Below are 12,344 nucleotides of genomic sequence, written 5' to 3' on the forward strand. Positions count from 1 at the left end.
CCGCGATATTCTTTGTTTTGTCGCATGGTTCTTTACTGCTGACCGATTACCGGCTCGCGATTATTAATTGTCAACTTCCCGACCCTTATCTCTTGGCCCTTAACTCCTCGTCTCTTTTCGACTTCGACTTAATGACGAGCCACACACCGGTAAAGACCAGTACAACGGCCACGCCCTGAGGCAGGGTGAATACGCTCATGCCCACGGCCACACTGACAACAACAGAAACAATGGGCTGTACATAATTGTAGACGCTCACCACCGTAGGCCGGAGTACGCTCTGGGCCACCACACTAAGCAGATAGCTCACAAAGGTGCCCAAAACAACCATATAGACGACTTCCAGCCATGTGGCGGCGGTAAACGAGGCCCAGGACAACTGGCTGACATGCACCGTGGTGAACGGCAATACGAACAACGAGGCCCACGTGAACATCCACTTGTTGACCGTAAAAACATTGTATTTGCGGATGAGTGGATTGAAGAGTGCCAGGTAGAGTGCAAAGGAAAACTGCGCACCAAGGCACATCAGGTCACCACGTATGTCGCCTACCTTGGCATTGCCCGCACTGGCACTGCTGAAAATGAGGATGAGCGCGCCGCAACAACCAATGGCCACACCCAACGCCTTCTTCCACGTTATGGGTTCCTTCAGGATGAAAAAGGAGAGCACCATGGCAAAAATGGGCATCGAAGTAGTTACGATGCTGGCATTGACAGGCGAGGTGATGCTCAGTCCGATGTTGAACAAGCACTGGTTGAACACTATACCAAGCACGGCAGCCCCTGCTAACTTCACAATATCGCGCCCGGGAATATGCTCACGCGGACCGATGAACGAGGCCAGCCAAAAGAGCAGAGCTGCACCAGCCACACGAAACGACACCACTGAAATACCGTCAAAGCCACTGTTCATCGCTGCCTTGCCGATAGGGGCCATAAAACCCCAGATGGCTTCGGCGATGAACATGCTAAGATGCGCCCGCAAGGGGGCATTGCTATCCTTCATACTTTATTACTGTTATAAAATCATGCGCAAAGTTACGAATAAATACCATCGGATGATACGAATTGCCGGTTTTTTCCTTATATTTGCCATAAGAAAATGTGTTTGATTCGCTTGAAACACCCAATTTCGCGTATTTTCAAAGGTCCAAAGGCTGATTTCCAGGCAATTAGCTTTGTCACTTCAAAAAGGCGACGAAAGCGGGAAAAGTTGTCGTGCCAGATGGATTCCGTGACCCTATATGCAAAAGAGCTGATAAGGAAGATGTTAGGGCTTACCGTGCAGACGAGATTTCCAAAGAAGAAATTGTTGCCAAATACTTCTCAGCAGAGATAGACGTGGCTCTTGCAAAGCGACTAAGACAACTTAGCGGAGTAAAGCTGTCTGCCGAAGTGAAGAAGATAGAGAACACCATGTTCTTCCGCTTGTCGTCTATACTCAATTTATCTAGTTCATTGAACATCGGCGCCGGCTCACGAGCTGTTGAAAATCCTAATGTCCGCCACAAGAGCCGTGAGGAAATCCTCCGTGAACTTGTTGACCAAGGTTACAACGTCAATCGCTATAGCCTATAATTTATGAAATTAAAATAATAAATTGAAAGTAAGCGTGGTAAAAAGCCACATCGACTCAATACACGTTTCATTCCATCCCGGCTTGATGATGGGAAAACTCTTGTAGAAGCACTTACGCGTAACATAGAATTCAAAATCTAAACCGACATTCAACAACGAATCTGCGTGGACATAAAGGGATAGAGTAATACTGATAATTTGCTCCAGAAAATACAGTCTCTTCATAAAGTCTTCTATTGAAGATATTCCGGGCGATTACTGACAATGAAAATCTCTTGGTAATGTTCCATTCACATCCGACATTTGAGAAGCAATTAGATGAATAGTTTCCATGTGAAATCTCAAAACTCTCAATTGAGCAGTCGGCATATAAGCGTAGTTGAGGAAATGGGAACACGTCAGCATGCATTGTGGAATAGAAATTATGCAGTGCGTTATTCGACTGTGAAAACGCATCCTTGCCCTTCCAACTGATATTGCCCGCCGATGACAACTTATAGTGCAGCCAGCTTAGTTTGTCCCAATAGACAGACAATGACATGTTGAGGACATTTGAATGTACATAATCCTCAATCCCATTTTGCGAAAGAAGGAATTTGTTGTAGGCATAGCACATGCTGTGGCTTATGGTCAAATGCGTACTGCGAAAGTTCTTCTTTATGCTATAGGCAAGGCTCCAATTATACTGCTTGTTCTGTTTCCATACCGCCATTGAATATGTCAGTTCGGGCATGTAAAGATAAGCACGGCAATAGTCCGACTTCGTTTTAGTCCATACAGCATAAACATCCCATGACCAGAGATGTATTGTGCTCAGATAAGAAAGGCGTCCCGAAACCATGTCTGTCTTGTTAATGTTGAGGCTGTCGATGCCGTCGGTGAATGTGCGGTAGTTGTTTGTTATTGCATTGCGGACGGGCACATCAATGGTGTTTGCATCCTGATTAATACTGGCGTTGGCTGATAATGAAAAGACTGGGTTTAGCTTCTTGTCAAATTTTACCGACGGAGAGAACATCCATCGCGAGTCGGAATTGTTTTTCCAAGCGTTTCTGTAATGAATCCACTCGACTGGCAGACGGAACTCCATTGATCCGCCACGGAAATTCCATTCATATACCGGTTCCAAAGTGTGCAGCCAGTACCTGCTGATAGATTTGCCTTCGCCATATTGTGCGTCGTCATAATTTGATTGCTTAACATCGTTGTGCTTGTATTCTATTATATACCCAATAAGCAGCGGATTGCCAAAGACATTGAACGACGTGCCAATGCGGTTGCGCATGAAAAACTGTTTGAGCCGAGTGCTGTCGTCAATGGTATCGGGCAAAGCATAAAGCTCCTCCTTAGCATGGAAATAGCGAAAAATAGAAGACAGTTGGACAAGCCTTGCTCCAGTGTTTATATTCATGTTGAATATGTTCTGCAATGTGAGCGGCCGCCGTCGCATTCTTTCGTCCACATGACCTTGCTGACTGTTTATACTTTCATCAGTATGCCAGGCATTAAGTTTTCCACTCACTTCGTCCTGCAAGTAAATCTTTTCAGAATTCAGTTCGTATTGCATCTGCCCCTTAATGACATTTGTCTGCCTGTGGCTTGCCGAAGCCTCGAAAATTGTTGTTGTATCGTTGGCTATATATCTGTCGTAAGTACTGTCGTTAAGGTTGGTTGCGTCATGAAACCACAATCCATTTATTCTTAGTGTAGAGTATTTTGACAGTGCATGGAGATAATGCATTGACGCATAATACGACTCATTTCGAAGATAATATTCTGGTGAGAGCGGGGGCTTGTGGTTGTTGGCATTCTGAAGGAAAAGGTTGGGCAATGGTTCATTGGTGTAAAGACTGTTTACTGTTGACACTCCGTTGACAACCTGAGCATAGTTATTGCCCTGGTTGTTAATGCCTGCCGACAACAGAAACTGATTCTTTTTTCCTGCCTCTATCGCAGTGATGTGGTCGTCGTAAGTGCCCGATGTCCCGTATCCTCCTATGATCTCTCCGAAAGGCCGCAAGCGATAATCCCTCTTCAACTTGAGATTCAGCGTGGCGCGGTTCGTGTTTACCTTCCCTGCAAGCGAGCGGATGGGCTGGTCGTTCTGCATAACCTGCACCTGAGATACTGCCTCTGCCGGCATGTTTTGTGTTGCGAGGTTATATTGATCACCCATCAGGTTCTGCCCTTCTATATTTACCTGATTTATAGCTACGCCCTGATAGGTGATGCCACCGTTTGCGTCAATTTCTATTCCGGGCATCCTCTTCAGTACATCCTCAATATACAAGTCTCCCTTCTGTTGGAAGCTTGCTACGTTATACAATAAAGTGTCGTTGCGTTGCGTAATCGGTGGAGCGGTAACTATTACTTCTTTTAGGGAAATCTCACCTCTCTCAAGTTTTACGTTGTAAGTCGTTTGTTTGTCGATTACTGCTAAACGCATTGAAGTATATCCGACTTTTGAAAAAATTATATAGCTTCCGCTTTCAATGTTCCTAAGAATATATGCTCCTTTTTTGTTTGTAAAAGCATACGAAATTAGGGAATCTGACGCTGAGAACAACCGGCAAGTGACACGATTGACAGCTACGCCTTTATTGTCAATTACTATGCCACTGAACTCTGTCTGTGCGTAACTGCATATTGTTGTAATTACGAACAGAAAGACTGCGAGTATTCTTTTTGTGATTTTTATTGAACTCAACTTTTGTGCTTATTATTTCAGTTCAAGCATATTGCTTGGTTTTCTCGGATAATTAGTGTCGGGCTTGATTTCCTTGCCATTTTTTATGACACGGAGCCCGATAATGTCGACGGCGAGATTATTCCAGTCCTCAATTTCGTTCTTGTAAGCAGAAAGAGCCTTTTCCCTGTCAGTCTTTATTATATCCTTGTCGCTGTAAAGGTACATATCGCGGTTGCTTCTTGCCACCTCAATACCGCTATTCGTAAATATCCAGTTGTTGCTTTTGTCGCAAAGACACATTATCAGTCCAGGCAGACCGCCGAAAAGATAAGGACCATAAGGCAAATTGATTGATGGCGCAAACCATGCTATATAGCTTCTGCCAGCATATCTGCAAACAGCTCGCTTGCAGGCAAGTCCGTTGATGATGGAATCGCCTTCAGTAATTTGCCAGTCGAATTTCGGCAAAGGAACTGTGTATTGATATTTCCTTAAAGCCTGCAGTTGAACCGTTGCTGTCTCGTTGTCCAAGTCTACTAATGAAGTAATGTTGAAGCCATAACACACCTTACTACTTGTCTGATTAAAATCGTTAGCAGCTTTCTTCGCGTTCTTTTTGTTTATAGCGCAGAAATCATTGATAGAATCAAGCTGAATGCGGTATAAGTCGCCGAAGCGGAGATAATGGTCGGAGACTTGCAACACCATCAGCCCCTTAGTATAGTTGTCTGTTTTAGAAGAATCTGCAAGAAAATACAGCGTATAATACACGTTAATTTTCGCCGTGTCATAAACCGTCCTTTCTGTTTTCTCGTAGTGGTCCATGCCGCCATCAGGGCTGAACATCGTCTGAGCTTGTAAAGCTATAAAGTAAAATGAAACAATAAGAACAAAAAGAATTTTTTTCATATACCTCATTAACAGAAAGAATGTCCATGCCCCCTCTACCAAGTTGCTCGTGGTAAAAAGGACATGAATATTCTATAATTTTACAGTTGATCCAGATAGCCTCCTTCAGGACGAGAAGTAAGAACTCCTTGAGTAAAATTAGCTCTGAATATACTTATTGCTTGGAATTTACTGCTAGCATGAAACATTACCTGAGTTCCATTGGGTAGAGTCACATAATACTTATATGCCGAAGCAGTGGTCGGCATAAGCATGCCGAGCATCAGTGCCCCAGAAAAAGCAAAAATCCTTATTTTCTTTTTCATTTTTGTAAGTTATTATTGCCGTCTAAAAGCTTTCAGCTTTGCTCCTTTTGTCAGTTCGGTCTGGACATGATGATTCGTCAATCATCTTATGTCAAATCAATTTAGACGCGCAACTACCGGTCTGTCGCATCATCTTCAGTTGAAATACAATGCAAAATTAAGAAGCAATATTGATAAAAACGATTTATTTGAGTACACTTAATACACTATTGTAAAGCAATAATTGGTTAATGCTATAATTTGCAGATGGTTAAGGGCTATAGTACATCTTGTTCTCTACTATCTTTAAACTCGATAGATGTTAGCAGTAAAAGTTTTAGAACCTTCTTGATTGAAAATCTTTTTGTTAAGAGAACGTCTGAGATTTGATATGCGTTGTTTCGTAAGATTGAGTAATGTCGCAATTTCTGTCGGGATAAAATGCAATCTGGTTAACACACAAATGACTTTCTCCTGAAGAGTTAAGGAAAGGTCTACCCGACTGATAAAATTATAGAAATCGGGTAGAATTTTTTCAATTAAGCCTATTAAATCATTCCATTCATTGATCGGGAGCATGGCTCCTTGTGCTGCATGCTTGTGGATTCTACGAACAATTTCATGATCCATTAAACTCTGCTCAGCATCCCAACTGTCTTTATTTGAATAATCCGAAAATGCTGACAGCAAAGTCTTCAGTTCCGATATTTCTTCATCTTTGTCTGCTTTGACTTTTTTTAGTCCTAATTCGAGACTTTCTCTTTCTTTTAAGGCCCTGTAATATCGTATTAGAGCGTCAGAATATTTAGTATTAATCTCACGTAGTTCTTTATCTCTTTTGTTTCTTTGACTCCTTGTGTAAATATAGATTAGAAGTAGAACTATAAAAATAATAAATGTTAGAGATATAACTGTTAGCCGTAGTTTATCTGCTTCTTTAGCCTTTTCCCTGGCAATTTTCTGGCTTTCGCTGTAATCGTATAGGGCCTCTGTACGATTAATTTCGTCGGCTGAATGCTTAATATTTGCCGAATCATTTGTTTCAGCAAATAAGCTTGCATATTTCAAAACGGAATCTGTGTTGTGAAGCAGTGAAGAAACCCTTAATAGGCCATGATACCCACTTTCAAGACTACTTATATCAGAAGCTGACGAAATTAGTTTTCGATAATAATAGTCAGCAGAGTCCAGTTGATGTTTCTTTTCGTAATATTTACCAAGTATAGAATAAAATATCTCATGACCCGGCGCTATTCCTGTTCGTGGATTATATAATCCCGATGAAGTAATATATTCATCAATCCCTTTTTTGGCCTCATCAAGGTTGCCAATCTCTATATTATGTGCTATTATTGTTCCTAACGACGAAGCCGCATATCTGGTTTCACCTATTCGTCTATACTCAGAATAGACTCTTTCTGCTATAGATAATGCAGAGTCTTTCTGATTCATTATGGAATAGGCAAAGCTAGTATATTCCAACGCTTGTATTGCCGACAATGTATCTCTACAGAGTAATGAATAATGCATACATTTTTTCCATGCACCTATTTCTCTTTGAGGAATCCTTTGCTGATGATAAAGCAAACCTATTTGACCATAAACCCTTGATGCTAATTCATCATTGTGCCTATTATACGAAGAGTCATTTATACTTACTGCATCAAGAAAAAATTTTAAAGCTAAAGGGCTATTGCCTTTATCACGGTAAACGCAGCCCATTAGATAATTGGCTTTTATTAAATCGGTAACGTTACCATGTCCCTTGTAATAATCTAAGACATCGCCCATAAACTTTATGGTGTCCATTGGAGTGAAAGACTTATTCATGGCTTCTGCTTTAAGAAGTAAAAAAGCCATTCTATCTTTTTTGCTATAATGATTAATGTCCTTTTCTTTGCTGTTTAAAATAGATAGTGCAGAATCTGGTAAACTGTCAATAAGTTGCTCTGCTTCTTTTAGTGCCATACGGCCTGACGATACAGAGCATGATGCTAAGCACAAGAGAAAAAAATATAGTATTTTCCGCATATTATAGCAAATTTCTGACAAAGATAATCATTTGCTTTCAAATAGCCAAACTATATGAGGTATATAATTTTAAGATAATTAGTCACGAAGTTTTTGTCAATTCCCTATAAATTGAAATAACCCCAATAAAAAGAACTCTGAGTTTCGAATAGTATATAATATTTACCAGAACCTACTTGCGGTAATGCTATACTCGATACGCCATCTTCTATTATTTCCGTATATATAATTTCTCCCTTCTCGTTCTTTATTGTAAGAATACTTGGAGAAAGGCTTTCATCGAAGTAGATGATTCCATTAGCTATTGTTATTAGTTGCTCTTTATTATAAGGAGGGAGACGACGTACAGGCTGAGTTGACCCCGAATAGTCAGGCAAATCCTTTGCCTGCATTTGTAGTTGAATAATAATATGATCTTGAAACAGTGGCTGAGCATTCGTATTAACAACTATACCACAAAGCATTAAAACTAAGATAAACAAATTTTTCATACTTTTACTCTTTAAATCTTTTGATTATAAAATTACAATAAAAACCTAAAATGAAGGAAAATCGTATGTACACTTAGTACACTTCTCGAATATCGTTACAATATAACATTCTTATACTTAGGCGCTTAGATGAAAAGGTACATTTTGTAAACCTTGAACATTAAATGAGACTCACACAATAACATTCTCTATTATGTGAAAATGTCATTGTGTGAGTCGTATCACTTGTTGTGGCACTGCGGTCACAGAATAAGATACAGGTTAAGGCCTGATTTACTTGCTGTTATATCCATTCAGCGGCACTATGACTACAGAATAAGGGGGCAGGGAGAGGGCAGACCCCTTGATGGAGGAGCGATAAGGCTCGACTTGTGAGTCGTTGGGAGCACCGGTGAATCCGTAACACTCGGTTCCGTTAGGTATAGCCAGTCCGTTTACCGCAATCTCAAGATGATAGGGTAGGGCGTTGACAAGTTTCAGCCATAGCTGGCCCACCGGCTGCTTGGCGGCCTCGTTACCTGGTGTTATTCCGGCAGATTCGTCATCCGCCGACAGCTTGCCGACGATGCTTGCAGCCACCCTATAGCGCAGCGAGTCAGCTATTTGCAGACGGGAGTAGATGTATTCGTTGCCAGCAGTGGTGCCCCACAACTTCTGCGTATAGTAACTTGGGGTGAGCCGCGTTATCGAATCGTTGTTGAAGTATATGAGGTCGGGATTCCAGTTGCTGTGACCCTCCTTGCAGAAGAGCGGGGCGTAGCTGGCCATATCCACGATGTCGCCGTTCCGTTCCAGATTGCAGAGATGAATAGCTTCTACGAGTGCGTTCTCCACTCTGCTGCCTCTCGATGCCCATTCGCCCAAATACACCTTCGGCCCTCTGCGGTCATAGCCGTCGTAGTAGTCCTGATGATGCAGGAACCATCCCGGCGACTCATAGTAATGCTCGTCCACCATGTCGATGATGTCTTTGTGGGCATTGGCAAACTTCCATCCCTCGATATAGTCGGACGACGGGTTGTGGAACGGACCGACGGTGCCGCAGACCGTAATCTCCGGAAATTTGTCTTTTACTGCCTTACATATCATCCCGTAGCGCTCCTCAAACGCCGTCGATATGAGGTCCTCGTTGCCAATGCCTATATATTTGAGGTTGAACGGCTTGGGATGTCCGGCGCGTGCTCTCATGCGGGCCCATTCCGACGTTGCGGTGTCGCCGTTGGCCCATTCTATGAGATGTAATATTTCCTGACAATATGCCGGCATGTCCTTCATGTCTATTCCTCCCTGCTGTCCGGCATATCCATCGCTGTCGGCAGCCGAGTTCTGGCATGGCACACCGGCCGCAAGTACCGGCAGGGGCTCTGCGCCTATGTCCTCGCAGAACTGGAAGAACTCATAGAATCCGAGTCCGCGCGTCTGATGATACGACCAGATGTTCTTTGCCGGTTTCCTGTCCTGCCATGGTCCTATGCTCTCTTGCCAGTGATAAATGTTTCCGATACCCTGTCCGTGACTCATGCATCCACCTGGGAAACGCACGAATTTCGGGTGCAAATCTGCCACGGCCTGAGCCAGATCCTTGCGCAGTCCGTGACCTTTGAACGTGTCGTTGGGGAAGAGGCTGACCATATCGACGTCAATGCAGCCATCCTTGAGCGTTGTCAGAGCCAGACGGACGTTCTGCCTCGTGGCCTTGCTGTCCACGGCGAGTGGCAGCGAATACCGTTGCCAGACGTGCCCCTTGAGTTTTATTCTTCCCTTTGCCGTCACCGTTCCGTCATCGCCAATCAGGGCCACCTGCAGCACGTTGTTGCCGCCTTCCGCGTTTCTTGCGAATACCGAGAAGTCATATTTCTGCATCGGAGCGGCGCTAATTCCGCCCCATCCCACATTATATAATGTGTCACGTCGTGCTATGACGGCATAGTGGGGGGTGTTCTTGCTTATGGGATTGCAGCTGTCGATAACGACAGGCTTGTTGCTCGTCCACGCTGTCGTGGCCGTCCACCCCCTGTGGTCCTCCTTCGAATATTCGAAATCGCGGTTCTGCACGAGCTCGGCGTATAATCCTCCGTCGGCCGCATAGCTGATGTCCTCGAAGAACACACCCATCATGTGGTCGCTGATTTTCTTCCTCTTCTGCATGTCGACGTCGAGCACCGCCTTTACCGTTGCCGTCGTATGGCCGAAGCGCCGCTTGTCGTCGCGCAGGCTTTCGCTGTTCTCCTTAGCCTCGTTCGCCGTATTTATGAAATGATTGGCGAGTCGGTCGTACTGCTTCTTCGACACATTGAAGGCATTGCCCGGGTACCTCCGTCCGTCTATGGTGGCCGAGTCGCGCAGCCAGCCGACAGTGCCGGCCGTCGTCCCCGACTCGCTGAAATGCCGGAAGTCGTTGGAGGCCAGCACATAATGTGTCGACCCGTCATTTGTCTTGAAGTAGATGCCGATATTCTCCGCATCCTTCTGGGTAGCTAGTGGTGACAGTACCCCACGCTCCTTCATCCTCGGGAAGTCCTGCGGCCGCCATGTCACCAAGTCGTCGCTGTAGGCTGCCCCGAAACAAGGTGCGTAGCTGTTGACTGCGAACAGCAGTCGCCACGTGCCGTCCTGGGCATGGAGGACGTAAGGGTCGTACATCTTCTTCTCCTTTCCCCATGGTCCGTAGTCCGATGCGCATAGCTGTCCCATGTCCTGCCAGGTGCCCTTGCCGGTGAGGTAAGCGGCGTGAACCCCTTTGGTAGGCTCCGGCGAGTAGAGGAATATCCGGCATGTGGTGTCGCGCCCTGCAATTTCATAATGTGGAGTCGGCTGCTGCGCCCCAGCCTTTGGTGTGGTGGCGGCAATCATCAGCGCTGTTAATAGCAATAATTTGCGGTAGATCATAATCTTGTTAGTTTGTTTTCAATGCAAAAATACGAAGAATCTTCCACATTAAGAAATCTTCCCCGCTATTGTTTGCAATGGTTCGGTAAGAAAACCGCCTCCATCAAAGTTTATTTAACGTGTTGATTATTAGATACTTGCAAATAATAAAGTTTAACATTATGATAAGATTAATTATGACATAAAATAGTGGCTATATCGTTGATTTTCAGTAACTTTATGGTTGAATAAATAATGAAGTTATATGACAAATCAAGAAGATATAAGCCACTATATGGGACTTGCAAAGGATACTCTCCTCGCAACTTGTGCAAAGGTACGAAAAAATCTTCAGGATCTTTTCCCTGAGATCGTGATTCTTTTGCTGGTCCTGAGAAAAAAGAATTTTACGCAGATGGCAAAGTACGGTAAACACAACGAGCACACATACAGAAGTGCCTTCAGGAAAGGCATCGACTGGTGTGTCTATAATACAAAGCTCATCAGGGAACTTTTTGACACAGAGAATGACCTGCTTGCTGTGGCAATAGACCAGAGCTATATCCGTAAGGCCGGGAAAAAGACTTATGGCATCGGCAATTACTGGTCCGGATGTGCACAGGCCGTCAAGCACGGCTGTGAGATTACCCTGCTGGCCATCGTCAATGCGACACAGAAAGACGCGATGGCCTTCCGGGCAATACAGACGCCTGGTAAAGCTGACGGACGCAAGATGTCGCTTACAGACTTCTACATCAAACAAGTCAAGAAGTACTCCAAGAGAATGCAGAGGATTACCCATAACATGGTAGGTGATGCGGCGTTCTCTACTAAGCACTTCACCGACAGCATGGTAGAGTTAGGTTTCACATTCGTCAGCCGTCTGAGAAAGGACACAGCGGTCAGATATCTGTACGCAGGTAAGAAGACGGGGAAGAGAGGCCGGCCGAAGACATTTGACGGATACATTGACTTTGAGAGTCCGGATTTGGACAGAATGCAGAAGATCGACAGTCTGAGTGGTGATGATGGTGAGTACTATACAATAGTTGCAAATGTGAAATGCCTCAAGCGGAATGTCAGACTGGTGGTATGGTATCCTGAGGGTCTCGACCGGGTTAAGAGCGGCGGTTTCCGTCTATATTACTCAACTGACAAGGACATGAGCGGAGAGGATACCATGGCCATTTATCATGCCAGGTTCCAAGAGGAATATCTTTTCCGCGACGGCAAACAGTTTACCGGCCTGCAGGACTGTCAGGCCAGAAGCAAAAAGAAACTACACTTTGCTTACAATGCCGCGTTCGCCGCAATCAATACTGCAAAGGTGGCAATGGCACGTGATGACAAATACAAGGGTATGTCTTTAGCGTCATATAGTATGCTGATGCACAACATGTTCATATATCGAAGAATTATCGAAGTGTCAGGTATCAAACTTGACAAGAAGAAAAATAATCCTTAATTCCGCAACTAATTGCGCAATTCTTT

General features: G+C 44.2%; 9 protein-coding genes. 2 read left to right on the forward strand and 7 right to left on the reverse strand.

Annotated elements, in window-relative coordinates; translation table 11 throughout:
* Positions 1-85 precede the first annotated feature (85 nt).
* Positions 86-1,009 carry a DMT family transporter gene (locus tag LDN30_RS01945; RefSeq protein WP_223928581.1) on the reverse strand — a complete coding sequence of 308 codons (924 nt, stop codon included), beginning with the start codon at positions 1,007-1,009 and terminating at the stop codon, positions 86-88.
* Positions 1,010-1,221: 212 nt separating this feature from the next.
* Between LDN30_RS01945 and LDN30_RS01950 the strand changes: the two genes are divergently transcribed.
* Complete coding sequence (locus LDN30_RS01950) at positions 1,222-1,581, forward strand: hypothetical protein (protein ID WP_223926890.1); 360 nt, start codon at positions 1,222-1,224, stop codon at positions 1,579-1,581.
* 130 nt (positions 1,582-1,711) lie between these two features.
* Here LDN30_RS01950 and LDN30_RS01955 read toward each other — a convergent pair whose 3' ends face one another.
* The 6 genes from LDN30_RS01955 to LDN30_RS01980 form a co-directional block, all read right to left on the reverse strand.
* Positions 1,712-4,288: a TonB-dependent receptor gene (locus LDN30_RS01955; RefSeq protein WP_223928582.1), complete on the reverse strand. Its 2,577-nt coding sequence runs from the start codon at positions 4,286-4,288 to the stop codon at positions 1,712-1,714.
* A 12-nt stretch (positions 4,289-4,300) separates the two neighbouring features.
* Positions 4,301-5,188 carry a GLPGLI family protein gene (locus tag LDN30_RS01960; RefSeq protein ID WP_306421498.1) on the reverse strand — a complete coding sequence of 296 codons (888 nt, stop codon included), beginning with the start codon at positions 5,186-5,188 and terminating at the stop codon, positions 4,301-4,303.
* A 71-nt stretch (positions 5,189-5,259) separates the two neighbouring features.
* Positions 5,260-5,484: a hypothetical protein gene (locus tag LDN30_RS01965; RefSeq protein ID WP_223926893.1), complete on the reverse strand. Its 225-nt coding sequence runs from the start codon at positions 5,482-5,484 to the stop codon at positions 5,260-5,262.
* Between the two features lie 285 nt (positions 5,485-5,769).
* Positions 5,770-7,431, reverse strand: a complete 1,662-nt coding sequence (locus LDN30_RS01970) for a hypothetical protein (protein WP_223926894.1) — start codon at positions 7,429-7,431, stop codon at positions 5,770-5,772.
* Between the two features lie 167 nt (positions 7,432-7,598).
* Complete coding sequence (locus tag LDN30_RS01975) at positions 7,599-7,985, reverse strand: hypothetical protein (protein ID WP_223926895.1); 387 nt, start codon at positions 7,983-7,985, stop codon at positions 7,599-7,601.
* Positions 7,986-8,258: 273 nt separating this feature from the next.
* Positions 8,259-10,874, reverse strand: coding sequence for an alpha-L-arabinofuranosidase family protein (locus tag LDN30_RS01980; protein WP_223928583.1), 2,616 nt, complete (start codon positions 10,872-10,874; stop codon positions 8,259-8,261).
* A 394-nt stretch (positions 10,875-11,268) separates the two neighbouring features.
* Between LDN30_RS01980 and LDN30_RS01985 the strand changes: the two genes are divergently transcribed.
* The gene (locus tag LDN30_RS01985; protein WP_241427215.1) at positions 11,269-12,318 is read left to right on the forward strand and encodes a transposase; all 1,050 of its coding nucleotides are present in this window, start codon (positions 11,269-11,271) and stop codon (positions 12,316-12,318) included.
* The last annotated feature ends 26 nt before the right edge of the window (positions 12,319-12,344 follow it).

Origin of the sequence: Prevotella lacticifex, from assembly GCF_019973375.1 — a bacterium.
Lineage (GTDB): Bacteria > Bacteroidota > Bacteroidia > Bacteroidales > Bacteroidaceae > Prevotella > Prevotella lacticifex.